The following is a 25,508-nucleotide window of genomic DNA, read 5'->3' as shown; positions in this document are numbered from 1 at the left end:
TGCGCCGGTGGACGTCACGGTGCAGGGCGAGCGGTTGGCCGCCGACCTGGGCCGGTGGCTCACCGACCTGACCTTCGTCGACCTGGGCACCGACGAGGTCACCGCACGGGTGATCGACTCGGTGGTGCGGTGGGCCGAGGCCCAGGGTTGGCGGGTCTACCGGCGCGCGCCCAGCGTGCTGCCGTTGCCGCCGCCGCTGGAGCAGCGGCACTCGGTCCTCGACGTGGCGTGCGCCCGCCCCGACGGCCCACCTGTCGTCGTGGAGGTCGACCACACCGACCGGGCCCGTACGGTGCAGAAGCTGCGTGCGGAGGCGGACGCCGGCCGGATTCCGATCTGGGTGCGGTGGGGTGTCGGGCGTTTCACCGCGCCGCCACCGCCGGTGCGGATGGTGACCGTCGAGGTGACCCGGCGTGCCGGGCCCGCCGGGCAGGGACGGTTGCACAGCCGCACCGGCGACCGCCCCGCTCCGGCACACTCGACCGGCGGCGGCACGGTGGCCGCGCAGGCACTGCCCATCCCGTTGACCGACCCGCTGTCGGAGACCGGTGAGGATGCGGGTAAGGGCACCTGAAGCGAATCGTAAGCGGCAGCCGGCAGAGTTCTGGGTGTCACCGAAGCACCTGACCGACAGCCAGGAGATTCCGATGCGCAAGCTCATCAACTCGACCTACCTCACCCTCGACGGCGTCATCGAGAACCCGATGTGGACCTCCCCGTACTTCGACGAGGAGGCGATGAGCCTCGCCGGCGAGCAGACCGACGAGGCGGACGCGATGCTGATGGGTCGGGCCACCTACGACGGCATGTCCGCCGCCTGGCCGAACATGGACGAGAGCGACCCGACCACCGGCGCGGCCTACTTCAACAACGTCAAGAAGTACGTCGCCTCGACCACCCTCACCGACCCCACCTGGAAGAACACCGAGGTGCTCCGGGGGGACCTGGTCGAGGCGGTCCGCGCGCTCAAGGCACAGGAGGGCCGGAACATCATCCAGTACGGCTTCGGCTCGGTCACCGCGCAGCTGATCCAGGCGGGCCTGGTGGACGAGGTCCGGTTCTGGATCCACCCCGTGCTGGAGGGCGCTCCGAGCCTGACGGTGCCGCTGCCGGACTTCAAGGCGTCGTTCGACCTGGTCGACACCCGCGTGCACAAGAGTGGCGTGATCGTCGCCTCGTACCGACCGAAGACGACGGCCTGATCGACGATCAGAGCTGGGCTCGGGCCTCGCCCGGGCTCAGCTTCGCGCCCTCGGCGAGCAACTCGTCGAACCGCCCCGGCCCGAGTTCGGCCCGCAGGCGTTCGGTTACCCGGTCGACGTCGTCGCGTTCGGCCGGCGCGGCGGGGGACTGCGTGGCGAGCCGGGCGGCGGCTGCGGCGCCCAGCAGTCGGGCGGCGACCTCGGGGGAGCGCACCGCCGCCGCCATCCCCTCCAGGGGACCGACCGCGTCGCGCATCGTCGCCATCGCCTCGGCGGCCTCGAACGCCTCGATGTGCAGGGCCAGCGCCGCGTCCGGGTCTCCGCCCTGCTCGACCGCGTAGCCCAGCTCGACCAGCACCATCGGCAGGTACAGCGCCGGCTGGCTCTCGCCCCGGCCCAGGTCGGCGAGGTGGGTGAGATGGGTGACGGCCAGGTCGAGCTTCCCGTCGCGTCGGGCGGCCAGCCCGAGGCTCATCTCCGCGAAGACCAGCGCACCGGGCGATCCCTGCTCCACCGCCAGGCCGTACGCCCGTTCGGCCAGCTCCCGGCCCTGGGTGTAGTCGCGGGTCTGCACCGCGAGCCAGGCCAGCCAGGACAGCTCGGCGCAGACCTGCGGCCACAGCGCCAGTTCCTCGGCCCAGCGCAGCCCTTCGCGGTGCAGCGCGGCGGCGCGCTCGTGCTCACCGCGCATGTCGGCCAACCCGCCCACCCACTCGGTCGCCCGGAGGCGGCCCCACCGGTCGCCGATGTCGGCGAACAGCGCGGCGCTGCGCGTCGCGGTGCGCTCCAGCGTGGCCTGGTCACCGTTGGCGTGTGCGATGTGGGCCAGGGAGGTGAGCACCGCGGCCTCGGTCCACCTGTCGACGGCGGTGCTGGGCAGCAGCTCCGACGCGAGGGCCAGGTCACCGTGCTCGATCACCGCGTTGGCCGCGAACCAGGCGGCGTGGCCGTCCGGGTCGGCGGCCACCGCGGCGCGTACGTCGTCCGGCGCGACCGTCTCGCCCAGCGACAGGGCGAAGCCGACCCGCCACGGGGCCGCCCGGGACTCCTGCTCCGGGTCGCCGGCCACGGCCAGGGCCCGCCGTGCCTCGGTGAGCCGGCCGCGCAGGTGCCAGTACCAGCTCAGCGCGACCGCCAGGCGCAGCCCACCACCGTGGACCAGCGCCGATCGCAGGTTCGCCATCTCGGCGTCCAGCAGCGCCAGCCAGCGCTGCTGGTCGGCCCCGCGCAGCCCGGGGTCGGCACGCTCGGCCAGCTCGGTGTAGTAGGCGGCGTGCCGTGCGCGTACCTCGTCGGCGTCGGTCAGGCGGTCCAGGCAGAACGCGGCGACCGATTCGAGCAGCCGGTAGCGGGGGTCGGCGCCGGAGTCGTCGAGCACCACCAGCGACCGGTCCACCAGCCGGGCGAGGGTGTCCAGGTCGGTTCCGCAGACGTGTTCGGCGGCCTCCGGGCTACAGCCGTCCCGGAACACCGCCAGCCGGGCCAGCACCGCCCGGTCGGTCCCGTCGAGGAGGTCCCAGCTCCAGCCGATCACCGCGGTCAGCGTCCGCTGGCGGGGTGGCACGTCGCGCTGCTGGGTGGTGAGCAGCCGGAAACGGTCGTCGAGCCGGTCCACCACCCCGCGTACTCCCAGCGCACGGACCCGGGTCGCGGCCAGCTCCAGCGCCAGCGGCAGGCCGTCGAGGCGACGGCAGAGCTGGGCGATCGTCGCTGCGGTCTGCCCGTCGAGGCGGAAACCGCGCTGCTGCGCGGCGGCGCGGGTGGCGAACAGCTGGGCCGCCGCCGAGCGCCGGACCGCGTCCAGGTCACCGTCGTCCGGCACGGACAGCGGGGGTACCTCCCAGAGCAGTTCACCGGTCAGCCCGAGTGGCTCCCTGCTGGTGGCCAGCACCCGCAGCCCGGGTACGTCGCGCAGCAGCCGGGCGACCAACGCGGCCACCGGCTCTACGACGTGTTCGCAGTTGTCCAGCACCAGCAGGAGCTGACGGTGTCGTAGGGCCGCGACCACCCGTTCGGTGGGGGACAGGCTCGTGCCGGCGGTCTCGTGGGTGCCCAGCGCGGCGAGCACCCGCTCGGCGACGAGCGTGTCTCCGGCCGGCAGCGGGGCCAGCTCGACCAGCTGGACGCCGTCGGGAACGGACTGCGCGCGGGCCGTCTCGATGGCCAGTCGGGTCTTTCCGACGCCACCCGGCCCGACCAGCGTGACCAGCCGCTGCCGTGGCAGCAGCGCGCCCAACTCGGCCAACGCCTCGGCACGGCCGACCAGCTCGTCGAGCGGGGCGGGGAGGCTGGTGCGGACGACCTCCGCCCTCGGTGGGGCGCTCAGGCCGGCGTCCTGTTCGAGGATCCGGCGGTGCAGGGCGACCAGCTCGGGGCCGGGGTCGAGACCCAACTCCTCGGCGAGCCGGTCCCGCAGGTCGGCGTAGCTGTCCAACGCCTCGGACTGGCGGCCCGCCGCGTACAGCGCGCGCAGCTGCACCGCCCGCAGGCCCTCGCGCAGCGGATGCCGGGTGACCAGCTCGGCCAGGTCGGCCGCGACCAGGTCGTGTTCACCCCGGGCCAGCCGGGCCTCCGCCAACCGCTCGTGGACGGCGAGGCGCTGCTCGGCGAGGCGGGTCGCCTCCGCGCGGACGAACTCGGCGTCGGCCGCGTCGGCGTACGCGTCGCCACGCCACAGCGCGAGGGCTTCGCTGAGCCGGTCGACGTCGGTGCTGTGCGCCAGCTCGGCGAACCGGTCCGCGTCGACGGCATCGGCCCGCAGCAGATAGCCGGGCGGCCGGGACTCCACCAGGTCGCGGGCACCCGGCTCGGCGTCGTTGAGCGCCTTGCGCAGCTGCGAGACCCGTACCTGCAGGGCGCCGGCCGGGTTGGCGGGGGAGTCGTCACCCCACAGGTCGTCGATGAGGCGGTCCGCCGAGACCACCTGGTTACGGTTCGCCAACAGGTCGGCCAGCAACGCGCGGACCTTCGTGCCGGGCACCACCACCGGCTCGCCGGCGTCGGTGGTCACGGCGAGCGGCCCGAGCACCCCGAACTGCACGGCGGTCATCCTATCGCCGCTCAGGTGGCCGAAGGCGGACCGTGAGCGCGGTGGCACACCGGTGGGCGGGGACGGTCAGGGCTGTCGTTCGGCGCTGCGGCGCACCACCGCGAGCATCCGCCGTACGCCGAGGACGTGGCCGCCCGAGCGGAGCAGCAGGTGCCGGTAGAGGCCGCCGGCCAGGCCGGGGAAGACCGCCCGGGTCTCCGCCCGGAGGCGGGACCGGCGCGGTCCGGCCGGTTCGAGCCGGAAGATCAGCGCGTACGTCGAGAACCGGTGACTGCCCCGCAGTGTCAGCTCCCGCCCGGGGACCGCGGTGGCCACCCGGAACCCGGGGACCGTCGAGCCTTCGGCGAGTGGTCGGGGCCCGGACGCGACCGGGTCGGCGGCACTGACCAGGCGGGCGTACGCGACCGTGCCGGGTCGGCTGAACGTCGTCTCGACGACGCGGACGAGGTGGGGCCAGGCCTGCTCGGGCTCGGCCGCGATCAGGGTGGCGTGTTCGTCCACGTGGGGCAGTGCGTCGGTTTCCATGGGCGCCTCCCCGGTTCGGTGTTCCATTCTCACCCGTCCGACCGAAGTTCGCCGATACCGGGAATGGCGTGTGGCCGGTTCGCCAGGTAGAAACAGGGGCGAGAGAGCGCTCTCACCGCCCCAGACTGCGCCGGAGTACGGTCCGGCCAGCGGAGAGGACGAACCGCATGCCAACCCCGTCCCGTCGTACCCTCATCCTCGCCCTGATGGTGGCCACGGCCGTCACCGTGAGCGGCACGGCGGCCTCCGCCGGCCGCCCCACGCACGGCGCACCCGACTTCGGCCCGAACGTGACGATCTTCGACCCGTCCATGCCGGTCGGTGAGATCCAGCAGACCCTCGACGCGGCGCACGCCCGGCAGGTCGGCAACGAGATGGGCACCGAGCGGCACGCCTACCTGTTCAAGCCCGGCGCGTACGGCACCGCCGCGCAGCCGTTGCAGGCCAGGGTCGGCTACTACACCGAGGTCTCCGGCCTTGGCGCCTCGCCCACCGACGTCGCGATCAACGGCAAGTTGGAGGTCTACAACCGCTGCCTGGCCGACGGCGGCACCGGTAACTGCCTGGCCCTGGTGAACTTCTGGCGCACCCTGTCCAACCTGTCGCTCACCATCAACGCCGCAGGTCAGGACGACTGCCGGTCGACGGCCAACTTCTGGGCGGTGTCGCAGGCGGTGTCGATGCGCCGACTGAACATCGGCGGCGGCGGTCTGTCGCTGATGGACTACTGCACGGCCGGCCCGCAGTACGCCAGTGGCGGCTTCATCGCCGACTCCCGGCTGCCGGCCACCACCAACGGATCACAGCAGCAGTGGTTGACCCGCAACAGTGAGGTCGGCGGCTGGTCCAACGCGGTGTGGAACCAGGTCTTCGCCGGAGTCGAGGGCGCGCCCGACGACGCCACGTTCCCCGACCCGCCGTACACCACCCTGGAGACCACTCCGCTGAGCCGGGAGAAGCCGTACCTCTTCGTCGACGGCAAGGGTCGCTACCAGGTGCGGGTGCCCGCCGCGCAGCGCGACAGCCGGGGTGTCTCCTGGGCCGACGGCGTGACGCCGGGCCGGACCATCCCGATCGGCGACTTCTTCGTCGCCAGGCCCTCCGACCCGGTACGCGTCATCAACGCCCAACTCGCCCGCGGAAAGCACCTGCTGCTCACCCCCGGGGTGTACGACGTCGCGCGCAGCATCGAGATCCGGCGCGCCGACACCGTCGTGCTCGGCATCGGGCACGCCACCCTCACCGCGGTGAACGGCGCCGTCCCGCTGGACGTCGCCGGTGTCCCCGGCGTGATCGTCGCCGGTGTCACGATCGACGCGGGCACTGTCGAGTCGCCGGTCCTGCTGCGGGTGGGACGACAGCACGGCCACAACGCCAGCAGCCCGCACAACCCGACCACCCTGTCCGACGTGTACTTCCGGGTCGGTGGCCCACACATCGGCCGGACGAACACGGCGCTGGAGGTCAACAGCGACAACGTGCTCATCGACCACACCTGGGTCTGGCGTGGTGACCACGGCGTCGAGGGCTTCACCGAGGGCGTCAACGGCGACACCGATCGCTGGCGGACCAACACCGGTCGCTACGGCGCCATCGTCAACGGTGACCACGTGACCGCGACCGGCCTGTTCGTCGAGCACTTCCAGCGCTACAACACGGTCTGGAACGGCGAGCACGGCACCACGATCCTGTACCAGAACGAGCTGCCGTACGACCCGCCGACGCAGGCCGACTGGATGAACGGCACGGTCGAGGGCTGGGCCGGGTACAAGGTGGGTGACCGGGTGCGTCACCACACCCTGCACGGCGGCGGGGTGTACGTCTTCAACCAGAACAACCCGTCGATCCACACCGAGAACGGCTTCGAGGTCCCGAACCGGCCGGGTGTGAAGCTGCACCACATCATGACCGTGAACCTCAGCGCCGGGACGATCGACCACGTGGTCAACGGCGTCGGCGACGCGGCCGACATGACCAAGATCGGCGCGCCGGTCTACCTCACGCAGTACCCGATCCCGTAGCGATCTCGGGCGTACCGGCGGGGTCGGGGCCAGAGTGACTCCGGCCCCGCCGGTCTACCGTCACCTCCGGGTGACAGCTCGCAATTTCCGTCATCTGACGCGGAATTTCATCGATCAGTCTAACTCTTGCGGGTTGGTATCCACTGCTGCCACGATGGCCGTCAATGCCTTCCGTCCCGAAGGAGTGGTCGTCATGGCGGTCTCCCGCCGCAGGTTCGTCACGTCGGTCATGGCGGGCTCCGCCCTCGCCGCCGCCTCCAGCACCGAGCTGCTCGCCACCATGTCCAGCCCCGCACACGCCGCCAGCCCTCCCGGGGACGTGGTCGGCAAGGTGACGGTCGGCTACCAGGGCTGGTTCAGCGCCCCCGGCGACTCCGCGCCGATCGGTGGCTGGTGGCACTGGAGCCGCGACAGGTTCCAGCCGCCGTCGCCGGCCAACACCACGATCGTGTCCTGGCCGGACATGCGCGAGTACACCCGCACCTATCCCACCGCGTACCCCAACCTCGGCAACGGTCAGCCGGCCACCCTCTTCTCCTCCTACGACCACCAGACGGTGGACACCCACTTCCGCTGGATGCAGGAGTACGGCTGCGACACCGCCGCGCTGCAACGGTTCAACCCGATGGGCGACGAGGGCCCGACCCGCGACGCGATGACGCAGAAGGTGCGCTCCGCCGCCGAGCGCTACAACCGCAAGTTCTACATCATGTACGACGTCACCGACTGGTTGACCTTCCAATCGGACATCAAGACCGACTGGACGACGAAGATGTCCGCGCACGTCGCGTCCAGCGCGTACGCCCGGCAGAACGGCAAGCCGGTCGTCTGCATCTGGGGCTTCGGCTTCAGCGAGCCCAGCCGGCCCTTCACCCCCGGCCCCTGCCTGGAGGTCATCAACTGGTTCAAGGCGCAGGGCTGCTACGTCATCGGTGGTGTGCCCACCTGGTGGCGGCAGGGCATCGAGGACTCCCGCCCCGGCTTCCTCGACGTCTACCACGCGTTCCACGCGATCTCGCCGTGGATGGTCTACCGGGCCAGGACCGTCGAGGAACTCGACTCCTACTACAACAACGTCAACATCGGCGACATGGCCGACTGCGCGGCGCGCGGCATCGACTACCTGCCCTGCGTGATGCCCGGCGACCTCGCCGGGGGCCACCGTAGGCACGGCGACTTCTACTGGCGGCACATCTACAACATGGTCCGACTCGGCTCCCAGGGCCTGTACGTGTCCATGTTCGACGAGTACAACGAGGGCAACCAGATCGCCAAGACGTCCGAGACGCAGGCCACCACCCCGGCCGGCGCGAACATCCGGGCACTGGACGAGGACGGGGTCGCCTGCTCCTCCGACTACTACCTGCGGATCACCGCCGACGGCGGCCGGATGCTCAAGGGGCAACTCGCCCTCACCCCGGTCCGTCCCACCCCACCGACGACCGGCACCCCGCCACCGACCGGCGGGAACCTGGCCGCTGGCCGTCCCACCTCGGCGAGCAGCCAGGGTGGTGGGTTCCCGGCGAGCAACGCGGTGGACTCCAACATCGGCAGCTACTGGGAGAGCGCCAACGGCGCGTTCCCCCAGTGGTGGCAGGTCGACCTCGGCGCCAGCCACCAGGTCAACAAGCTCGTGCTTCGCCTGCCCACCGGCTGGGGCGCGCGTACCCAGACCATCACCGTGCAGGGCAGCGTCGACGGCAGCTCCTTCGCCACCATCGCCGGGGCCTCCGCGTTCACCTTCGACCCGACCACCGGCAACACCGTCACCCGCACGCTGACGACCACCACGGCCCGCCACATCCGCCTCAGCGTCAGCGGCAACACCGGCTGGCCGGCCGCCCAACTCGCCCAGGTCGAGGTGTACGCCGGAAGCACCGTCCCGGACAACCCGCCGACCGCGCCGAGCGGCCTCACCGTGACCGGCAAGACGTCGACAAGCGTGTCCCTGGGGTGGACGGCCTCCACCGACGACACCGGAGTGACCGGCTACCAGGTACGCCAGGGCGGCAACGTGGTCGCCACCGTCACGGGCACCACCGCGACGGTGAGCGGGCTCAGCCCCTCCACCGCGTACACCTTCACGGTCACCGCCCGCGACGCCGCCGGCAACACCTCCGCGGTGTCCAACACGGTCACCGCCACCACGGACGCCCCGGCCAACGCGGACCTCGCCCGAGGTCGACCCACCACGGCGAGCAGCCACACCCAGACCTACGCGTCGGGCAACGTGGTCGACGGCGACCCGAGCAGCTACTGGGAGAGCGCGAACAGCGCGTTCCCGCAGTGGGTGCAGGTCGACCTGGGTACGTCGCGCACGGTCGGTCGGGTGGTGCTGAAGCTGCCGCCGTCGTCGGCCTGGGGCAGCCGGACGCAGACCCTCTCCGTGCAGGGCAGCGCCGATGGGGGGAGCTTCGGCACGCTGGCTGCGTCGGCGGGGCGCTCCTTCGACCCGGCAACCGGTAACCAGGCGGTGATCACCTTCACCACCGCACAGACCCGCTACCTGCGGATCACGGTCACCGGCAACACCGGCTGGCCGGCCGGGCAGTTGGCGGCGCTGGAGGTGTACGCCAGCTGACCGAGCGTCGGGCGGCCACCGGGGGAGCGGCGGCCGCCCGACCGCCGCCTACCGGTGCCCGTACGCGTTCAGGCCCGCGGCGTTCCGCGTGGACCGTCAGGTCAGCACCGCAACCACGACCAGCGGCGCAGCCCGTACAGGCAGGCACCGGGGTTGTACCGTCTCTGCCTACGCCGCAGGTTCCAGTACGACGACCGGGATCTCGCGGGTGGTCTTCTTCTCGTAGTCGGCGAAGCCTGGATACGCGGCCTTCTGCGCGCTCCAGATCCGTTCCCGCTCGTACCCGGCGGCAACTCTGGCGACCAACTCGACCTTGTCCGTACCTATCTCCGCTTGGGCCTGCGGGTGAGCGAGCAGGTTGTAGTACCAGTCGGGATTGGTGGGCGCACCGCCCTTGGACGCGAACACGGCGTAGCCGCCGTCCACCTTCTGGTACATCATCGGGTTCACGCGGGGCTGGCCGCTCTTGGCGCCGATCGTGTGCAACAGCAGCAGCGGCGCGCCAGCGAACTGACCGCCGACCTGCCCACCGTTGGCGCGAAACTCGACAATGATCTTGTCGTTCCAGTCGCTCATGCCTTCTCCTTGCCTCCGCGAATCGGCTCCTCATAGACGATTCTGGCAGTCGCAGCCGGGGTCAGCCACACGCGTTCACCCACCTTGTAGGCCAGCGCCTGCCCTGGCCGGCCCAGGTAACGCGCGAGCTCGGCGGATGCGTACGGCCCTTGATGACAGCGGTCCCGCAGCAGCGCCAGCGCAGCATCCGGCGTCCACACTGCTCCGTCGCCGGACGGCATCGGCAGGCGTAGGTGCAGGCCGATGTCGAGCACGACCCGTGCCGCCCGCAGGAGCTGCATATACAGGTACCCCAGTCGAGCACCCGGCTGTTCATAGAGTCCGAGTTCGTCCATGAACCGCTCGGCGTACAGGGCCCAGCCCTCCTGGCTGCCGGAGAGGCCGCCGAGCAGGTTCACCCGCTGCCCGAGGCCTCCCCGGCAGACCTCGGAGCCGAGGTGGAGGTGGTGGCCGGGAACGCCCTCGTGATAGGCGGTGCTGTAGGCGTACCAGGCGGGGAAACTCGCTGCGTCCTCGGGGATGGACCACCAGACTCGGCCCGGCCGCGTCAGGTCGCGCGACGGCCCGATGTAGGACGAGCAGCCAGTCACCGTCGTCCTCCGGGCGTAGCTCCTGGACGAACGAGCGATTCTCCGGGTGCCCGACGTGCAGGTCACTGACGGCCTGTAACCGGGGCAGACGTTTCACGCCCCGAGGTTGGGCCGGCACCGCCAGGTCGCGACACCCCTGCTGTTGCGGCGTTCCGGTCGGTCCGACGGCCGGCATATCCGCCGACCGGGCGGGAAAGCGCTGACGTCCGACAGCCCGAAACCGGAGCAGGAGACAAACATGCCTTTCATCACCGTGGGGACGGAAAACTCCGCGCCCATCGACCTGTACTACGAGGATCACGGTTCCGGTAAGCCGGTGGTGCTGATCCACGGCTTCCCGTTCAACGGCGCGACCTGGGAGAAGGAGACCGCCGCGCTGCTCAACGCCGGATACCGGACGATCACCTACGATCGGCGCGGTAACGGCAACTCCGCACAGCCGGCGTTCGGGTACGACTACAACACGTTCGCGGCGGACCTGGACGTGTTGATGACCGAGCTGGACCTGAACGAGGTGACCCTGGTCGGTCACTCGATGGGCACCGGCGAGGTGGTCCGTTACCTGGGAAACTACGGCTCACAGCGGGTCAGCCGGGCGGTGCTGCTGAGCCCGCTGCAGCCGATGCTGGCCAAGGCCAAGGACAACCCGGAGGGCGTCGAGCGGAGCCTCTTCAAGGGTTTCCAGGACGCCATCATGAAGGACCGGTTTGCATACCTGACGTCCTTCTGCGACGCGTTCTTCAACCCGGATCAGAACATGGGCAAGCGGGTCAGTGAGGAGGCGTACCGGGCGCACTGGCAGATCGGCGCGATGGCCTCCGGTAAGGCCACCCACGACAGTGTGGACGCCTGGCAGGAAGACTTCCGCCCCGACCTGCCGAAGATCAACATCCCGGTGTTGATCGTGCAGGGTGACCAGGACCGGGTGCTGCCCTACCCGGTGACCGGCCAGCGGCTCGGGCCGATGATGCCGACCGCCCAGCTCGTCACGCTCAAGGGCGCGCCGCACGGCATTCCGTGGACCCACGCCGACGAGGTCAACAAGGCGATCATGGACTTCATGAAGCAGCCGGCCAAGGCTCGCGCCTGACCCCGTCTCGGTAGCCGATCGGACGCCCGCGCCGTGAGGCGCCGCGACGCCCGGCCCACGGTTCGCACCGGGGCCGGGTGTCGTCGTTTTCAGGCCCGGCGGGCCACCACCGCGCCGTTGGCGCCGGGAGCGTCGAACGGCACGGTACGCGCGTCGACGAAGCCGGCGTCGGTCAGCCAGGTGGCGTACTCGGCGCCCGAGTAGTTCCGGCCGCCCTCGGTCTCGACCAGCATGTTCATCCCCATCAGGGCCGCCTCCGGTGGGCCGGTACGTTCGTCGTTGAGCAGCAGTTCGCAGACGACGATCGCCCCGCCGGGCGGCAACGCCGCGTGACACCGGGCCAGCAACGCCCGGTTCGTCGGCTCGTCCCAGTCGTGCAGGATCATGCTGAGCAGGATGACGTCGTGCCCGTCCGGCAGTGCCGGGTCGGCGAGGAAGTCGCCGGCCTGCGCGTCGATCCGCCCGGTCAGGCCGGCCTCCGCGATCCGCTCCCGGGCCCGTACGCAGACGTGCGGCAGGTCCAGGACGGTGGCCCGCAGGTCGGGCAGCCGGCGACAGAACTCGATCGGGAACGCGCCCGCCCCGCCGCCGACGTCGAGCAGCCGACGGTGCGCCGAGAAGTCGTACGCGTCGGCCAACGCACTGGCGGTGAAGCTGGACGTGGAGAACATCGCGTCCCAGAACTGCGCCAGCATCTCCGGATCGGCGGTGTCGAACATCGACTGTTGGGCCTCCGGATCCCAGGTCAGCGGCCGATCCGTGCGCAGTGCCTCGCCGATGCGGTGCCAGGGCAGGTAGGTGCGCAGGTCCGAGTAGCGGACCTGCGCGCCGAAGTAGTACGGCCGACCCTCGACCAGGAACTGCTCGGCCAACTCGGAGTTGCGGTAACCGTCGCCGGCCTTCTCCAGCAGGCCGAGCGAGGCGCTGGCGGCCAGCAACAGGTCCGCGGGCCGGTCGGGCAGCCCGAACTCGGTGGCGGCCTCCTCGACGGTCATCGTCCGCCCGCCGGCCAACCGGGTGAACAGGCCGAGTTCGACGCCGACCGCGAGGGTCTTGAACCCCCACACGCCGGCCACCAGGCGCATGAGAGGAGTCGGAGTGATCATGCGGTCATCAGATCACGATTTCCCACCGTCCACGATGGCTGGTCACGTGTTCGGCCTGCCTACCGTCGGCCGAACCGCCGCGCGGCGAGACTCACCGCCGTGCTGCCGGCTGCCATCCCGACCAGCACCAGCACCCCGCCGACCGCCCACAGACCGCTGTCGTCGGTCGACGCGGCCCGCCACGACCAGGCCGCGGTGAACGCCACAGTCATCACCAGCGCCACCAGCCACGGGCTGAGCCGCGTCCCGGCGAGCGCGGCCAACAGCACCAGCGTCAGCACACAGCCGATCATCTGCCACGCCTGGTACGGGCCGCTCGTCGCACCGGTCTGCGCGTCGACCGTGTACTCGTCGTCCCAGCCCAGCCAGAGCAGCCAGGTCCCGACCGTGGCCGCCGCCAGGAACAGAACACCGAGCAGTGCGCGGGTACCCCTCGTCGCCGTCATCGGACGATCATGCCCGGCACGGCGCGGAAGCGGAACGAGCACCGGTACCCGGACCGGGCGTGATTCCGGTCGGACTGTTGCCCCGGCCGGTGGTGATCCTCTACGGTCGGCTCAGCGGTGGGCGGTGCGGTCCGCATCCGACCGGACACCGCCGGTTGCCCGTCGTGCGGGCCGGGATGGTGGAGTCCCGGGTCGCCCCGTCGGCGGGAGACTCGGCGGTCGTGTGACTCCAGCTCGTCCCCGGGTGTCTGCTGCCCGGTGCGCGGCCCCCTGCGGAGCCGCCGGCGAGTCGGGCACGCCGATCCCACCGGGAGAAGCCCCGTGTTCCTCAGCCCGCACGAGCAGGACCGCCTGCTCGTCCACGTGGCGGCCGATGTCGCCCGCGCCCGCCGCGAGCGCGGCCTGCGCCTCAACTACCCCGAAGCCGTCGCGATCATCACCGCGTTCCTGCTCGAAGGGGCCCGCGACGGCCGGTCGGTCGTCGACCTGATGTCGGCCGGCCGGACCGTGCTCGGCCGCGACGACGTCCAGGACGGCATCCCCGAGCTGCTGAGGGAGGTGCAGGTGGAGGCGACGTTCCCGGACGGCACCAAGCTGGTGACGGTGCACCACCCGATCCCGTGATCCCCGGGGAGATCCTGCCGGCAGCCGACCCGGTCGAGATCAACGCGGGCCGTCCGGTGACCACCCTGCTCGTGGTCAACACCGCCGACCGGCCGGTGCAGGTGGGCTCGCACTACCACTTCGCCGAGGCCAACCCGGCGTTGGCGTTCGACCGGGACGCCGCCTGGGGGCAGCGGCTCGCTGTGCCGGCGGGCACCTCGGTCCGGTTCGAGCCGGGCATCAGCCGCAGCGTCGACCTCGTCCCGTTCGGCGGCGCGCGCGTCGTCGCGGGGCTGCGCGGGGCGTGTGCCGGACCGCTGGACCCGCCCCCGACGGCCGGCGGGTCGCCGCGGTGAGCGCCGTGCGGCGCGACCGCTACATCGACCTGTACGGGCCGACGACCGGAGACCGGATCCGGCTGGCCGACACCAACCTGCTGATCGAGGTGGAGACCGACCACTGCGTGGGCGGTGACGAGGCGGTCTTCGGTGGCGGGAAGGTGATCCGCGAGTCGATGGGCCAGTCCCGGGCGACCCGCGCCGAGGGGGCACTGGACACCGTCATCACCGGCGCGGTCGTGCTCGACCACTGGGGTGTGGTCAAGGCCGACGTGGGGCTGCGCGACGGACGGATCGTGGCGCTCGGCCGGGCCGGCAACCCGGACACCATGCCCGGTGTCCACCCCGACCTGGTCATCGGACCGTCGACCGAGGTGATCGCCGGCAACGGGCGGATCCTCACCGCCGGCGCGGTGGACACGCACGTGCACTTCATCTGCCCGCAGATCGTCACCGAGGCCCTGGCCAGCGGCATCACCACGATGGTGGGCGGCGGCACCGGGCCGGCCGAGGGAACCCGGGCGACCACCGTCACCCCGAACGGCTGGCACCTGGCCCGGATGCACGAGGCGCTGGACACGATGCCGGTGAACGTGCTGCTGCTCGGCAAGGGCAACACCGTCTCGGAAGAGGCGCTGTGGGAACAGTTACGGGCCGGCGCGGGCGGCTTCAAGCTGCACGAGGACTGGGGCACCACGCCGGCGGCGATCGACGCCTGCCTGCGGGTGGCGGACGCGTCCGGGGTCCAGGTGTCGATCCACACCGACACGCTCAACGAGGCCGGGTTCGTCGCCGACACCCTGCGGGCGATCGGCGGGCGGGCCATCCACTCGTACCACACCGAGGGCGCCGGCGGCGGGCACGCACCGGACATCATCACGGTGGCCAGTGAGCCGAACGTGTTGCCGTCGTCGACCAACCCGACCCGGCCGTACACCGCCAACACCCTCGCCGAGCACCTGGACATGCTGATGGTCTGCCACCACCTCAACCCGTCCGTGCCGGAGGACCTGGCCTTCGCCGAGAGCCGGATCCGACCGTCCACCATGGCCGCCGAGGACCTGCTGCACGACCTCGGCGCGATCTCCATCATCGGCTCGGACGCGCAGGCGATGGGCCGGGTCGGCGAGGTGATCCTGCGGACCTGGCAGAGCGCGCACGTGATGAAGGACCGGGTGGGCGCGCTGCCGGGCGACGGCGCCGCCGACAACCACCGGGCTCGGAGATACGTGGCGAAGTACACCATCTGCGCGGCGATGGCGAACGGACTGGAACGGGAGATCGGCTCGGTCGAGCCGGGCAAACTCGCCGATCTGGTGCTCTGGGATCCGGCGTTCTTCGGCGTACGACCGCACCTGGTGCTCAAGGGCGGCATGATCGCGTACGCCCAGATGGGTGACGCGAACGCCTCGATCCCGACGCCGCAGCCGATGCTGCCGCGGCCGATGTTCGGGGCGTACGGCGCCGCGGCGGCGGCCACCAGCCTGGCGTTCGTGGCGCCGGCGGCCCTGGACGCGGGGCTCCGCCTGGACGTACGACGCCGGGTGGTGCCGGTCGGCGACGTGCGCTCGCGGGGCAAGGCCGACCTGCCGGAGAACAACGCCATGCCGCGCATCGAGGTGGACCCGGACACCTTCACCGTGCGGATCGACGGTGTGGTGGTGGAGCCGGACCCGGTGACCCGGCTGCCGATGGCCCAGCGGTACTTCCTGTTCTGATGGCGACGCCGAGCCTGCTGTTGCTGGTGGCCGACGGGCGCTTCCCAGCCGGGGCGCACGCGCACTCCGGCGGTCTGGAGGCGGCCGTGGCCGCCGGCCGGGTCTCCGACCTGGCGACGTTGGCGGAGTTCCTGGCCGGACGGTTGGCCACCGCCGGGCTGGTCGGTGCGGCGTTCGCGGCAGCCGCACACCGGGCCGCCGCCATGCCCCGGAGCGCCGGTCCGGACGAGGTGCCACGGTCGGACGAGGTGGCGCACTCCGCCACGCGGTCGAGCACGTTGGTCCAGCTCGACGCGGAGCTGGACGCGCGTACCGCCGCGCCGACCCTGCGGGAGGTCTCCCGCCGGCAGGGCCGGGCGCTGCTGCGTGCCGGTCGGGCCATCTGGCCGGACGCCGCGTTCGGCGACCTGCCCGCGACGCCGTTCGGCGTGCACCAACCGCTGGTGCTCGGTCTGCTCTGTGCCGCGGCCGGGCTGTCCCGCCTCGACACCGCCACGGTCGCCGCGTACGGGACGGTGACCGGGGCGGCCAGTGCCGGCGTACGCCTGCTCGGCCTCGACCCGTACCGGGTCCAGTCCCTGCTGGTCGGCCTCGCTGACGCCTGCGACGCCACGGCTGCCGAGGCGGCGCGGGCCGCCGACGATCCACCGGAGCGGCTGCCGGCCGCCGCCGCTCCGCTCGCCGACATCCATGCCGAAATCCATGCCACCTGGGAGGTGCGTCTCTTTGCGTCCTGACACCGCTGTGCCCACTGCCGAGTCGACCACGCTGTCGACCGCCGTGCCGCACGACGAGACCGTTCCACACACCCACCCCGAGCCGGGGGTGGATCCGCACCCGCCGCTGTCGCGTCCCGGCCGTGCCCTTCGGGTGGGCATCGGCGGCCCGGTCGGGTCCGGGAAGACGGCCCTGGTGGCCGCGCTCTGCCGGGCCTTCGCCGACGAGTTGCGGCTCGGCGTGGTGACCAACGACATCTACACCACCGAGGACGCCGACTTCCTCCGGCGGGCCGGAGTGCTGGACCCGGCCCGGATCCGCGCCGTGGAGACCGGCTGCTGCCCGCACACCGCGATCCGCGACGACATCGGCGCGAACCTGGACGCCGTCGACGAACTCGCCGAGGCGGTCGGCCCGTTGGACCTGGTCCTGGTGGAGAGCGGTGGCGACAACCTGACCGCCACGTTCAGCCGGGGACTCGTCGACCGGCAGATCTTCGTGGTCGACGTGGCGGGAGGGGACAAGGTGCCCCGCAAGGGCGGGCCGGGGGTCACCGCCGCCGACCTCCTGGTCATCAACAAGACCGACCTGGCGTCGATGGTGGGCGCCGACCTCGCCGTGATGGACCGGGACGCCCGGGCTCGGCGCGGCGACCTGCCGACCCTCTTCCTGTCCATCGTGGGAGACCCCACTGCGAGCCGCGTCGCCGACTGGATCCGACACGAGCTGGCCCACCACGCCGCCCTGCACCCGCTCGCAGTGCCGGTGGAGCCGGTCTGATGCGTGCGCTCGCCCGGCTGGTCGCCCGGGCCGACGGCAGGGGCGGCACGGTCCTGGTCGAGCTGCACGGCGAGACGCCGCTCCTGCTACGCCAGACCCCGACCGACGGTGGTGTCGCCACGGTGCACCTCGTCGGCGGGGCGGCCGGCCCGCTCGCCGGCGACGATCTACGGCTGGAGATCGAGGTCGGACCGGGTGCCGCCGTCCGGGTGCACACCGTCGCCGCCTCGATCGCCCTGCCGGGGCGGCCGGGCGCGGTGTCCCGGATGACGGTGCGGGCGGTGGTGCACGCCGGTGCCACCCTGCACTGGCTTCCCGAACAGTTGGTCGCGGCGGCCGGCTGTGCGCACCTCGCCGAATCCCGGATCGAGCTGGCCGCCGGGGCGGGCCTGCGTTGGCGTGACGAGCTGGTCTGCGGTCGGTACGGCGAGTCGCCCGGCGGCGCGGTCGTGCACACGCACGTCGACTACGCGGGTCGGCCGCTGCTGCGGCAGTCCCTGGCGGTGGGACCGCACGCGCCCGGCTGGGCCGGCCCCGCGGTGCTCGGTGGTGCGTCGGCCACCGGCTCGTTGCTGGTGGTCGACGGGTCGCGGCCGGTCGAGCCGGCGACGGTCGACGGGACCGTCGCCCGACTGCCGCTGGCCGGCGGCCCGGCGACACTGTGGACGGCCACCGCACCCGACGCGCACACCCTGCGCGCCCACCTCGCCCGGTGAGCAGACGCGGCGGGGCCCGCCGCGCGACCCAATATCGGGGCGCCCGTGTTCGGCATCCTCACCCGGGACGGGTCGGCCGCCCCATATGGTCGGGAGGACCCGCAACCGGAGCCACCGCCGCACAGGAGGCCGTGATGAGTCGGAACGACCGACCCGAGGGCATCAGTCCGACGGCGCTGGAGGGCGCACCGGGCCTGTGGCGTGTCGACCTGCAGAGGCACGATCTCAGCATTCCCGGACGTGAGGTCGTCCAGAGTCGGGTGGAGTTCACCCCGGACTCGCCGCCGTTCAAGCACTTCCACCCCGGCGAGGAGATCATCTGCGTGCTCCAGGGATCCCTGGAATACACGCTCGAGGGTCAGCCGCCTGTGGTGTGCAATGCCGGTGATGCCCTCACCGTGCCGTACGGCGTGCACCACCAGGCGAAGAACGTCGGCGACGGCGTGGCCGTCGAACTGGCCACGTACGTCGTGGAGAAGGGCAAACCGCTTCTCACCAAGGTCGACTGAGTCGACGCGGGTCAGCGGCGCGAGCCGGTCGCGTCGGCGCGGTCGCCACTGCGCGTCTGGTCGAGGCGGTCGACCAGGTCGTCGAGCCGCTCGACCAGGCCGGTGTCCGTCGGGATGCCCAGCTCGGCGAGGCTGGCCCGGACCCGCTGGTCGAGGCGTTCGTGCTCGCGGCGGCCACGGGCCGTGAGGTAGGCGCGGATCCGTCGACGGTCCATCGGATCTATCCGACGGAAGACGAGGTTGCGGTCGACGAGGTGGTCGACCAGTTTGGTGAGGGTGCCCGGAGGCAGCGACGCCTCGGCGGACACCTCGCTCATCGGGTGACCCTGGCCGTCGGCGAGGAGGCACAGCACCCGCCACGCCTCGACGGTCAGCGCGTCGTCGGCCAGCACCGCGCCCAGCCGGCGGGAGAGCAGCCGTTCGGCGCGGGTGAGCGAGCGCAGCAGGTCGGCTGGCGCCCCGGGCACGTCTGACATGGAACTCCCTGGTCCGGTGGCCCCGCCATGGTACCGAGTCGTCCCGGTCCGTGGTGAGCTCTGGCCTTCGGTCGTGGGTCGGGCAATCATGTGCTCATGTCCGCGCCGGCACTGCCGTGGCTGACCGTCGACCGTGCTGTGGTCAGCATCGCGCTGGTCTACCCGATGCGCGGGCCGGGCGGGATGTTCGGCCCCACCTGCGAGCTGTGCGCGCAGCTCGCGGTGGAGGAGGTCAACAGGTGCGGCGGCGTGCTGGGTCGTGAGCTGCGGCTGGTGCCGGTCGACGGCGGCGCGCCTCCGGCCGAGGTTGCCGCCGAGGTCGAGGCGTTGGTGTCGGTGGGGGCGGTGCAGGGGGTGACGGGGTGGCACATCTCGTCGGTGCGCCAGGCGCTGGCACCCCGCATCGCGCACCGGGTGCCGTACGTCTACACCGCACTGTACGAGGGCGGTGAACGTACCGAAGGGGTCTTCCTGACCAGCGAGACGCCGGATGCCCAACTGTGGCCCGCGATGCGGCTGCTCGCGGGGGAGCACCGGGTGCGCCGCTGGTTCGTGGTCGGCAACGACTACGTGTGGCCCCGTCGGACGGCACGGGCGGCCCAGCGGTACGCGCTGCGCGGCGGCGGGCAGGTGGTGGGCCAGCACTTCCTGCCGTTGGACGCGCACGACTTCCGCGACGTGCTGCGGCGCATCGAGCACAGCGACGCGGACGCGGTGCTGATGCTGCTGGTCGGTGCGGACGCGGTGCGGTTCAACCGGGCGTTCGCCCGATCCGGGCTGGACCAGCGCTGTCTGCGTCTGAGCACGCTGATGGACGAGAACATGCTGCTGGCCAGCGGCGCCGGCGCGACCAGGCGGCTGTACAGCACCGCGGGTTTCTTCGCCGGGCTGGTGACCCAGGAGAACCTCGACTTCCACGGCGAGTTCGCCCGTCGTTTCGGGGTGGAGGCGCCGCCACTGGGCAGCCTGGGGGAGTCCTGCTACGAGGGCGTGATGCTGCTCGCCGCGCTGATCGGTCAGGCCCGGACCCTCGACGTACGGGCCATCGAGACGGCCGCGGACACGGTGGCGTACCACGGGCCGCGCGGTCGGTTGCGGCTGCGTCGGCGACACGTACGTCAGCGCATCTATCTTGCCGAGGCCGACGGGCTCGACTTCACGGTGCTCGCCCAGCTCTGAGCCGGTCCGCGCGGGATCCGCCGCGACCGGGTCGACCGGACCCTTGACAGCCGCACCCGATCCGGACCTAAGATACTTCCTGTGTGAAGGATCTGCCCTCTGGGTCGGATTCCACCAATGTGCGTCCGTCGTCGGCGAATTCTTCCACCGACCATTGTGGTGACGCCTTTCTCAAATCCTCTCCGAGCAGCCGGAACCGTTTCCCCGACGGTGCCGGCCGTTTCTCTGTGCGCGCTTGCTCGATGTCACGGAAACAGTCAATTAAGGACTGGGAAACACGCGCGCAATGATGCCGGTCGACGCTTTCCCTGCCCATATTCGATCCGGTGCCCTGCGCGGCGTCCACCCGTCGACCTCGGCATCGCCCACGTCAGCTCCACCGGACCGCACTGACCGTCCTTTCGCCACTTGAGTGCACCGCAGGGAGAGTAGATGTCATTATTCCGGGGCCGCCGCATCCTGGCGGGTGCCATGACCCTGGTCGCCGCGGCCGCCATGACCGCGTGCGGCAGCAAGACCACCGACGCGGGCGGCGCGACCGGCGTGACCGCCGACGTCTCCGGCGACACCGTCAAGGTGGGCCTGCTCAACTCGCTCTCCGGGACCATGGCGATCAGCGAGGTCACCGTGCGCGACTCCATCATGCTCGCCGTCGAGGAGATCAACGCGGCCGGCGGTGTCCTCGGCAAGAAGGTCCAGCCGGTCGGTGAGGACGGCGCCTCCGACTGGCCCACGTTTGCGGAGAAGGCCGAGAAGCTCATCTCCGAGGACCGGGTCGCCGCCGTTTTCGGTTGCTGGACGTCGGCCAGCCGCAAGGCCGTCAAGCCGGTGTTCGAGAAGAACAAGGCGCTGCTGTTCTACCCGGTGCAGTACGAGGGGCTCGAACAGTCGCCCTACATCTTCTACACCGGCGCGACGACCAACCAGCAGATCGTTCCAGGGCTCGACTACCTCAAGTCGCAGGGCGCGAAGTCGGTCTATCTGGTCGGCAGCGACTACGTCTTTCCCCGCACCGCCAACAAAATCATCAAGGCGTACGCGACCGCGAACGGGATGACCGTTCTCGGTGAGGACTACGCGCCGCTCGGATCCACCGAGTTCGGCACCATCGTCAACAAGGTCAAGTCGTCCGGGGCCGACGCCGTTTTCAACACGCTCAACGGCGACAGCAACGTGGCGTTCTTCAAGGAGTACAAGTCGGCCGGCCTGACCGCTGCCGCCATGCCGGTGGTGTCGGTGTCGATCGCCGAGGAGGAGGTCAAGGGCATCGGCACCCAGTACCTGGAGGGGCAGCTGACCGCCTGGAACTACTACCAGACCACCCCGGGGGCGGCGAACGAGAAGTTCGTGGCCGCGTACAAGGCGAAGTACGGCGCGGACAAGCCGACCAGTGACCCGATGGAGGCCGCGTACGTCGCCGTGTACCTGTGGAAGGCGATGGTCGAGAAGGCTGGCGCGTTCGACGTGGAGAAGGTCCGCTCCGCCTCGGACGGGATCACCTTCGACGCGCCGGAGGGCCTGGTCACGGTGGACGGGGAGACCCAGCACATCGCCAAGACCGCCCGGATCGGCAAGATCGGCGCGGACGGTCTGATCACCGAGGTGTGGAACTCCGGGAAGCCGGTCTCGCCGGACCCGTACCTCAAGACTTATCCGTGGGCGAGCGGCCTGAGCTGACGACGCCGGCCCGGGCGGGACGTGTTGCCGCGCGGCCTGCCCGGGCCACCCGACCAGCAGTTCGGAGTACCCACCGTGACAGTCCTCTTCGGTCAACTCTTCACCGGCATCAGCATCGGCGCGGTGTTGCTGCTCATCGCGCTCGGCCTCGCGCTGACCTTCGGCCAGATGAACGTGATCAACATGGCGCACGGTGAGTTCATCATGGCCGGCGCGTACACCACCTACGTCCTACAGCAGAGCATCACCGGGGCCGGCTGGTCGTTGGTGGTCGCGCTACCGGTGGCATTCGTGGTCGCCGGCACGATGGGCGCGCTCCTGGAGCTGCTGCTCATCCGCCGGCTGTACGCCCGACCGCTGGACACCCTGCTGGTCACCTGGGGCGTGTCGCTGATGCTGCAACAGCTGGCCCGGGACGTCTTCGGCAGCCCGAACGTGCAGACCCGCGCGCCGGAACTGCTCACCGGCAACGTGGCGCTCCCCGGCGGGCTGACCATCGCGAACAACCGGCTGTTCATCCTGGCCCTGGCGCTGGCCGCCGTCGCGGCGCTCACGCTGGCGCTGCGGCTCACCCCACTCGGGCGTCGCATCCGCGCGGTGGTGCAGAACCGGGACCTCGCCGCGGTGTCCGGCATCGCCACCTCCCGGGTCGACCGGACGACCTTCTTCGTCGGGTCCGGCCTGGCCGGGCTCGCCGGGGTGGCTCTCACCCTGCTCGGCCCGATCGGCCCGACCATGGGCACAAACCTGATCATCGATGCCTTCCTGGTGGTCGTGGTCGGCGGGATCGGCCAGCTCAAGGGCAGCGTGATCGTCGCCTTCGCCCTCGGCGTCCTCCAGGCCACCGGGGAGTACCTCACCACCCTCAGCGTCGCCAAGGTGATCGTGTTCGTGGCGATCGTCGCGTTCCTCCAGTGGCGGCCACAGGGCCTGTTCACCCTGCGGACCAGGAGCCTCGCATGACCGCCGTCACCCCCGCGCCGCCCGACACCGCCGTCCGCCCCGCACCCGCCGGGGCCACGCCACCGGGCCGGCCCGCGAACCGATCCCGACTGCGCGCGGCGGCCGGCTTCGCGTTCGGCGCGGCGTTGCTGTTCGCCGTCGCTCCGCTGGTGTTGTCGGACTTCCGGCTGTCGCTGCTCGCCAAGTACCTCTGCGTCGCCATGGTCGCGGTGGGCATCGGCATCGCCTGGGGCCGGGGCGGCATGCTCACCCTCGGCCAGGGCGTTTTCTTCGGCCTCGGCGGCTACGCGATGGCCATGCACCTCAAGCTCGCCGACGCGGGCCCAGGTGGGATGCCCGACTTCATGCAGCTGTACGGGCAGCTCGACGAACTGCCGCTGTGGTGGAGACCGTTCGCCAGCCCCTGGTTCGCGCTGCCCGCGACAGTGCTGCTACCGATGGCGGTCGCCTTCGGGTTGGGCTCGCTCGTCTTCCGCCGCCGCGTCCGGGGCGCGTACTTCGCCATCCTCAGCCAGGCGCTCGCCGCCGCGATGGTGATCCTGCTGATCGGCCAGCAGGGCACCACCGGTGGCACCAACGGGCTCACCGACATCAAGGGCTTCTTCGGCTACGACCTGGACGACCCGGTCAACCAGCGGATGGTCTACTTCGTCATCGCCGGCACACTGCTGGCGTTGCTCGCGCTGGCCCGTCAGCTCATCCACAGCCGCTACGGCGAGCTGCTGGTGGCGGTCCGCGACGGCGAGGAACGGGTCCGCTTCCTCGGCTACGACCCGGCATCGGTCAAGCTGGTGGCGTACGTGGTCGCGGCGGGGATGGCCGGCCTGGCCGGGGCGCTGTTCGTCCCCGCGGTCGGCATCATCTCACCGGCGCTGATCGGCATCGTCCCGTCGATCGAGTTCGTCATCGGCGTCGCGGTGGGTGGTCGGGCTACCCTGCTCGGCCCGGTGCTCGGCGCGGTGGCGGTGGCCTGGGCGCGTACCGCTCTCTCCGAGCGGTTCCCGGGCACCTGGACGTACCTCCAAGGGTTGCTCTTCGTGGTCGTGGTGGCGTTCCTACCCGGTGGTCTGGCGTCGCTGTGGGCGCTGGCCCGCCGCCGTGACGGCAGCGCCACACCAGGCCGGCGTTGGTGGTCACCACCGGGCCGACGACGCGCCGAGCGGGAGGTGCCGGCGGCATGAGCGGCGAGCGGTTGGACGGGTTGTCCGTCCGTGACGTGCGGGTCAGCTTCGACGGTTTCACCGCCGTCGACGGCGTCTCGTTGGAGGTGCCCGCCGGTGACATCCGGTTCCTGATCGGGCCGAACGGCGCCGGCAAGACCACGCTGGTCGACGCGATCACCGGACTGGTCCGGGCCACCGGCTCGGTCCGGTTCGGTGACGACGAGCTGTTGGGCCGCCCGGTGCACCGGATCAGCCGCCTGGGCATCGGTCGGACGTTCCAGACGTCGGCGGTCTTCGAGGAGCTGTCGGTGTTGCAGAACCTCGACATCGCGGCGGGCGCCCGGCGCGGGTGGGCGACCCTGGCCCGCCGTCGGCGGGGTGTCCCCGACGACGTGGCGGCCGCGCTGGAGACCATCGGGCTGGTCGACCGGGCCGACCACCTCGCCGGGACGCTCGCGCACGGCCAGAAGCAGTGGCTGGAGATTGGGATGCTGCTGGTACAGGACGCGCGGCTGCTGCTGCTCGACGAGCCGGTCGCCGGCATGAGCCACGAGGAACGCGACGCCACCGGGACGCTGCTGGAGACGGTGAGCCGCGACCGCACGGTCGTCGTGATCGAGCATGACATGGACTTCCTGCGCCGGTTCGCCCGCAGCGTCACCGTGCTGCACGCCGGACGGGTGCTCAGCGAGGGCACGGTGGCGCAGGTCCAGGCGGACCCGCGCGTGCAGGAGGTCTACCTTGGTCACCCGGTCGACGCCGGGTCGGCCCGCACCGGCCAGGAGGCATGATGCTGACGCTGCGTGGAGTGCACGCCGGGTACGGGCGCTCTCGGGTGCTGCACGGCGTCGACCTGGCCGTCCCGCCGGACGGCGTCGCCGCGGTGCTCGGACACAACGGCGCCGGAAAGAGCACCCTGCTGCGGGTCGCCGCCGGGCTGCTGCGCCCGAGCGCCGGCATCGTCGAGCTGGACGGCGAGGACGTCACCCGCCTCGGGCCGCACGAGCGGGTGGCGCGGGGGATGGCGTACGTCCCGCAGGGTCAGCAGTGTTTCCCGCACCTGACCGCCGCGGAGAACCTGCGGTTGGTCGCCGACGGCCGGCGCGACGGCGCGGTGGCCACCGCCGAGGTGCTGGACCTGTTTCCGGCGTTGCGACCGCTGCTGCGGCGTCGGGCCGGGCTGCTCTCCGGAGGTCAGCGTCAGCAGTTGGCCATCGCCCGCGCTCTGATCACCCGGCCGAGGTTGCTGATGCTCGACGAGCCGACCGAGGGCATCCAACCGTCGGTGGTCGCGGAGATCCAGGAACGAATCGTCGAGTTGACCCGGCAGTCCGGGTTCAGCGTGCTGCTCGTCGAGCAGCACCTGGGGTTCGCGCTGCGGGTGGCGGACCGCTACCAGGTGCTGGAATCCGGCCGGGTCACCTCGCACGGCGACGGGGGTGTCACGGCGGAACAGGAGGTCCGCGCGGCCCTGGCGGTGTGA

The 25,508-nt window shown here is 71.4% G+C and carries 26 protein-coding genes and 1 pseudogene; 19 read left to right on the top strand and 8 right to left on the bottom strand.

Features of this window, described 5'->3' with window-relative positions; genetic code table 11:
- Positions 1 to 7 precede the first annotated feature (7 nt).
- Positions 8 to 574 carry a hypothetical protein gene (locus tag ABGB10_RS00490; protein ID WP_347658797.1) on the top strand — a complete coding sequence of 189 codons (567 nt, stop codon included), beginning with the start codon at positions 8 to 10 and terminating at the stop codon, positions 572 to 574.
- 73 nt (positions 575 to 647) lie between these two features.
- A complete protein-coding gene (locus ABGB10_RS00485) occupies positions 648 to 1,202 on the top strand; it encodes a dihydrofolate reductase family protein (protein WP_347658796.1) in 555 nt (184 codons plus the stop codon).
- 7 nt (positions 1,203 to 1,209) lie between these two features.
- Here ABGB10_RS00485 and ABGB10_RS00480 read toward each other — a convergent pair whose 3' ends face one another.
- Both ABGB10_RS00480 and ABGB10_RS00475 read right to left on the bottom strand, forming a co-directional pair.
- Positions 1,210 to 4,251 carry a BTAD domain-containing putative transcriptional regulator gene (locus ABGB10_RS00480; RefSeq protein WP_347658795.1) on the bottom strand — a complete coding sequence of 1,014 codons (3,042 nt, stop codon included), beginning with the start codon at positions 4,249 to 4,251 and terminating at the stop codon, positions 1,210 to 1,212.
- Positions 4,252 to 4,317: 66 nt separating this feature from the next.
- The gene (locus tag ABGB10_RS00475) at positions 4,318 to 4,776 is read right to left on the bottom strand and encodes a hypothetical protein (RefSeq protein ID WP_347658794.1); all 459 of its coding nucleotides are present in this window, start codon (positions 4,774 to 4,776) and stop codon (positions 4,318 to 4,320) included.
- 167 nt (positions 4,777 to 4,943) lie between these two features.
- Here ABGB10_RS00475 and ABGB10_RS00470 point away from each other — a divergent pair, with 167 nt between their 5' ends.
- Together ABGB10_RS00470 and ABGB10_RS00465 are read left to right on the top strand one after the other, a co-directional pair.
- Positions 4,944 to 6,797, top strand: coding sequence for an adenylyl cyclase (locus ABGB10_RS00470; RefSeq protein ID WP_347658793.1), 1,854 nt, complete (start codon positions 4,944 to 4,946; stop codon positions 6,795 to 6,797).
- A 193-nt stretch (positions 6,798 to 6,990) separates the two neighbouring features.
- Positions 6,991 to 9,378, top strand: coding sequence for a discoidin domain-containing protein (locus ABGB10_RS00465; RefSeq protein ID WP_347658792.1), 2,388 nt, complete (start codon positions 6,991 to 6,993; stop codon positions 9,376 to 9,378).
- A gap of 168 nt (positions 9,379 to 9,546) precedes the next feature.
- On the opposite strand, the gene ABGB10_RS00460 is transcribed toward ABGB10_RS00465, so the two are convergent.
- The 3 genes and pseudogenes from ABGB10_RS00460 to ABGB10_RS00450 form a co-directional block, all read right to left on the bottom strand.
- Positions 9,547 to 9,954: a nitroreductase family deazaflavin-dependent oxidoreductase gene (locus ABGB10_RS00460; RefSeq protein WP_347658791.1), complete on the bottom strand. Its 408-nt coding sequence runs from the start codon at positions 9,952 to 9,954 to the stop codon at positions 9,547 to 9,549.
- Positions 9,951 to 10,544: a DUF885 family protein gene (locus tag ABGB10_RS00455; protein ID WP_347658790.1), complete on the bottom strand. Its 594-nt coding sequence runs from the start codon at positions 10,542 to 10,544 to the stop codon at positions 9,951 to 9,953. Before ABGB10_RS00455 ends, ABGB10_RS00460 begins: the two co-directional genes overlap by 4 nt.
- Positions 10,528 to 10,641: pseudogene (locus ABGB10_RS00450) on the bottom strand (metallophosphoesterase); the annotation flags it as partial. The gene ABGB10_RS00455 and the pseudogene ABGB10_RS00450, both read right to left, overlap by 17 nt.
- 141 nt (positions 10,642 to 10,782) lie before the next feature.
- Between ABGB10_RS00450 and ABGB10_RS00445 the strand changes: the two are divergent.
- Positions 10,783 to 11,634 (top strand): alpha/beta hydrolase, encoded by an 852-nt coding sequence (locus ABGB10_RS00445; RefSeq protein WP_347658789.1) that lies wholly within the window; start codon positions 10,783 to 10,785, stop codon positions 11,632 to 11,634.
- 89 nt (positions 11,635 to 11,723) lie between these two features.
- On the opposite strand, the gene ABGB10_RS00440 is transcribed toward ABGB10_RS00445, so the two are convergent.
- Positions 11,724 to 12,740 (bottom strand): methyltransferase, encoded by a 1,017-nt coding sequence (locus ABGB10_RS00440; RefSeq protein ID WP_347658788.1) that lies wholly within the window; start codon positions 12,738 to 12,740, stop codon positions 11,724 to 11,726.
- A gap of 59 nt (positions 12,741 to 12,799) precedes the next feature.
- The gene (locus tag ABGB10_RS00435; protein ID WP_347658787.1) at positions 12,800 to 13,186 is read right to left on the bottom strand and encodes a hypothetical protein; all 387 of its coding nucleotides are present in this window, start codon (positions 13,184 to 13,186) and stop codon (positions 12,800 to 12,802) included.
- A gap of 59 nt (positions 13,187 to 13,245) precedes the next feature.
- Here ABGB10_RS00435 and ABGB10_RS00430 point away from each other — a divergent pair, with 59 nt between their 5' ends.
- From ABGB10_RS00430 to ABGB10_RS00395, 8 genes are all read left to right on the top strand, one after another.
- Positions 13,246 to 13,413, top strand: a complete 168-nt coding sequence (locus tag ABGB10_RS00430; RefSeq protein ID WP_347658786.1) for a hypothetical protein — start codon at positions 13,246 to 13,248, stop codon at positions 13,411 to 13,413.
- A gap of 94 nt (positions 13,414 to 13,507) precedes the next feature.
- Positions 13,508 to 13,810, top strand: coding sequence for an urease subunit gamma (locus ABGB10_RS00425; RefSeq protein ID WP_278139873.1), 303 nt, complete (start codon positions 13,508 to 13,510; stop codon positions 13,808 to 13,810).
- A complete protein-coding gene (locus tag ABGB10_RS00420; protein WP_347658785.1) occupies positions 13,807 to 14,145 on the top strand; it encodes an urease subunit beta in 339 nt (112 codons plus the stop codon). Before ABGB10_RS00425 ends, ABGB10_RS00420 begins: the two co-directional genes overlap by 4 nt.
- Positions 14,142 to 15,845: an urease subunit alpha gene (locus ABGB10_RS00415; protein WP_347658784.1), complete on the top strand. Its 1,704-nt coding sequence runs from the start codon at positions 14,142 to 14,144 to the stop codon at positions 15,843 to 15,845. Before ABGB10_RS00420 ends, ABGB10_RS00415 begins: the two co-directional genes overlap by 4 nt.
- Positions 15,845 to 16,582: an urease accessory UreF family protein gene (locus ABGB10_RS00410; protein ID WP_347658783.1), complete on the top strand. Its 738-nt coding sequence runs from the start codon at positions 15,845 to 15,847 to the stop codon at positions 16,580 to 16,582. The genes ABGB10_RS00415 and ABGB10_RS00410 overlap by 1 nt, the downstream gene beginning before the upstream one ends.
- The gene (gene ureG / locus ABGB10_RS00405) at positions 16,572 to 17,342 is read left to right on the top strand and encodes an urease accessory protein UreG (protein ID WP_347658782.1); all 771 of its coding nucleotides are present in this window, start codon (positions 16,572 to 16,574) and stop codon (positions 17,340 to 17,342) included. The genes ABGB10_RS00410 and ureG overlap by 11 nt, the downstream gene beginning before the upstream one ends.
- Entirely contained in the window at positions 17,342 to 18,058 is a 717-nt protein-coding gene (locus ABGB10_RS00400) for an urease accessory protein UreD (protein WP_347658781.1), read from the top strand. Before ureG ends, ABGB10_RS00400 begins: the two co-directional genes overlap by 1 nt.
- Before the next feature lie 134 nt (positions 18,059 to 18,192).
- On the top strand, positions 18,193 to 18,567 hold the full coding sequence (locus ABGB10_RS00395) for a cupin domain-containing protein (RefSeq protein ID WP_347658780.1): 375 nt from the start codon (positions 18,193 to 18,195) through the stop codon (positions 18,565 to 18,567).
- An 11-nt stretch (positions 18,568 to 18,578) separates the two neighbouring features.
- On the opposite strand, the gene ABGB10_RS00390 is transcribed toward ABGB10_RS00395, so the two are convergent.
- On the bottom strand, positions 18,579 to 19,043 hold the full coding sequence (locus tag ABGB10_RS00390) for a MarR family transcriptional regulator (RefSeq protein WP_347658779.1): 465 nt from the start codon (positions 19,041 to 19,043) through the stop codon (positions 18,579 to 18,581).
- Between the two features lie 96 nt (positions 19,044 to 19,139).
- On the opposite strand from ABGB10_RS00390, the gene ABGB10_RS00385 reads away from it, so the two are divergent.
- The 6 genes from ABGB10_RS00385 (at position 19,140) to urtE (ending at position 25,508) form a co-directional block, all read left to right on the top strand.
- A complete protein-coding gene (locus ABGB10_RS00385; protein WP_347658778.1) occupies positions 19,140 to 20,222 on the top strand; it encodes a substrate-binding domain-containing protein in 1,083 nt (360 codons plus the stop codon).
- A gap of 432 nt (positions 20,223 to 20,654) precedes the next feature.
- The gene (gene urtA / locus ABGB10_RS00380; protein ID WP_347658777.1) at positions 20,655 to 21,899 is read left to right on the top strand and encodes an urea ABC transporter substrate-binding protein; all 1,245 of its coding nucleotides are present in this window, start codon (positions 20,655 to 20,657) and stop codon (positions 21,897 to 21,899) included.
- Positions 21,900 to 21,974: 75 nt separating this feature from the next.
- Positions 21,975 to 22,862, top strand: a complete 888-nt coding sequence (urtB, locus tag ABGB10_RS00375) for an urea ABC transporter permease subunit UrtB (protein ID WP_347658776.1) — start codon at positions 21,975 to 21,977, stop codon at positions 22,860 to 22,862.
- A complete protein-coding gene (urtC, locus tag ABGB10_RS00370; RefSeq protein WP_347658775.1) occupies positions 22,859 to 24,043 on the top strand; it encodes an urea ABC transporter permease subunit UrtC in 1,185 nt (394 codons plus the stop codon). The genes urtB and urtC overlap by 4 nt, the downstream gene beginning before the upstream one ends.
- Complete coding sequence (urtD, locus tag ABGB10_RS00365) at positions 24,040 to 24,816, top strand: urea ABC transporter ATP-binding protein UrtD (protein WP_347658774.1); 777 nt, start codon at positions 24,040 to 24,042, stop codon at positions 24,814 to 24,816. Before urtC ends, urtD begins: the two co-directional genes overlap by 4 nt.
- The gene (gene urtE, locus ABGB10_RS00360; RefSeq protein ID WP_347658773.1) at positions 24,816 to 25,508 is read left to right on the top strand and encodes an urea ABC transporter ATP-binding subunit UrtE; all 693 of its coding nucleotides are present in this window, start codon (positions 24,816 to 24,818) and stop codon (positions 25,506 to 25,508) included. The genes urtD and urtE overlap by 1 nt, the downstream gene beginning before the upstream one ends.

Source organism: Micromonospora sp. B9E7 (assembly GCF_039871815.1).
Taxonomy (GTDB): domain Bacteria; phylum Actinomycetota; class Actinomycetes; order Mycobacteriales; family Micromonosporaceae; genus Micromonospora.
Note: the sequence above shows the minus strand (reverse complement) of the source record. Positions and strands in the feature narration are given on the sequence as shown.

Coding starts and splice junctions, on each gene's coding strand:
- ABGB10_RS00485 (WP_347658796.1), top strand. CDS start 648: ATGCGCAAGCTCATCAACTCGACCTACCTCACCCTCGACGGCGTCATC.
- ABGB10_RS00480 (WP_347658795.1), bottom strand. CDS start 4,251: ATGACCGCCGTGCAGTTCGGGGTGCTCGGGCCGCTCGCCGTGACCACC.
- ABGB10_RS00475 (WP_347658794.1), bottom strand. CDS start 4,776: ATGGAAACCGACGCACTGCCCCACGTGGACGAACACGCCACCCTGATC.
- ABGB10_RS00470 (WP_347658793.1), top strand. CDS start 4,944: ATGCCAACCCCGTCCCGTCGTACCCTCATCCTCGCCCTGATGGTGGCC.
- ABGB10_RS00465 (WP_347658792.1), top strand. CDS start 6,991: ATGGCGGTCTCCCGCCGCAGGTTCGTCACGTCGGTCATGGCGGGCTCC.
- ABGB10_RS00460 (WP_347658791.1), bottom strand. CDS start 9,954: ATGAGCGACTGGAACGACAAGATCATTGTCGAGTTTCGCGCCAACGGT.
- ABGB10_RS00445 (WP_347658789.1), top strand. CDS start 10,783: ATGCCTTTCATCACCGTGGGGACGGAAAACTCCGCGCCCATCGACCTG.
- ABGB10_RS00440 (WP_347658788.1), bottom strand. CDS start 12,740: ATGATCACTCCGACTCCTCTCATGCGCCTGGTGGCCGGCGTGTGGGGG.
- ABGB10_RS00435 (WP_347658787.1), bottom strand. CDS start 13,186: ATGACGGCGACGAGGGGTACCCGCGCACTGCTCGGTGTTCTGTTCCTG.
- ABGB10_RS00410 (WP_347658783.1), top strand. CDS start 15,845: ATGGCGACGCCGAGCCTGCTGTTGCTGGTGGCCGACGGGCGCTTCCCA.
- ABGB10_RS00400 (WP_347658781.1), top strand. CDS start 17,342: ATGCGTGCGCTCGCCCGGCTGGTCGCCCGGGCCGACGGCAGGGGCGGC.
- ABGB10_RS00395 (WP_347658780.1), top strand. CDS start 18,193: ATGAGTCGGAACGACCGACCCGAGGGCATCAGTCCGACGGCGCTGGAG.
- ABGB10_RS00390 (WP_347658779.1), bottom strand. CDS start 19,043: ATGTCAGACGTGCCCGGGGCGCCAGCCGACCTGCTGCGCTCGCTCACC.
- ABGB10_RS00385 (WP_347658778.1), top strand. CDS start 19,140: ATGTCCGCGCCGGCACTGCCGTGGCTGACCGTCGACCGTGCTGTGGTC.
- urtA (WP_347658777.1), top strand. CDS start 20,655: ATGTCATTATTCCGGGGCCGCCGCATCCTGGCGGGTGCCATGACCCTG.
- urtC (WP_347658775.1), top strand. CDS start 22,859: ATGACCGCCGTCACCCCCGCGCCGCCCGACACCGCCGTCCGCCCCGCA.
- urtD (WP_347658774.1), top strand. CDS start 24,040: ATGAGCGGCGAGCGGTTGGACGGGTTGTCCGTCCGTGACGTGCGGGTC.
- urtE (WP_347658773.1), top strand. CDS start 24,816: ATGCTGACGCTGCGTGGAGTGCACGCCGGGTACGGGCGCTCTCGGGTG.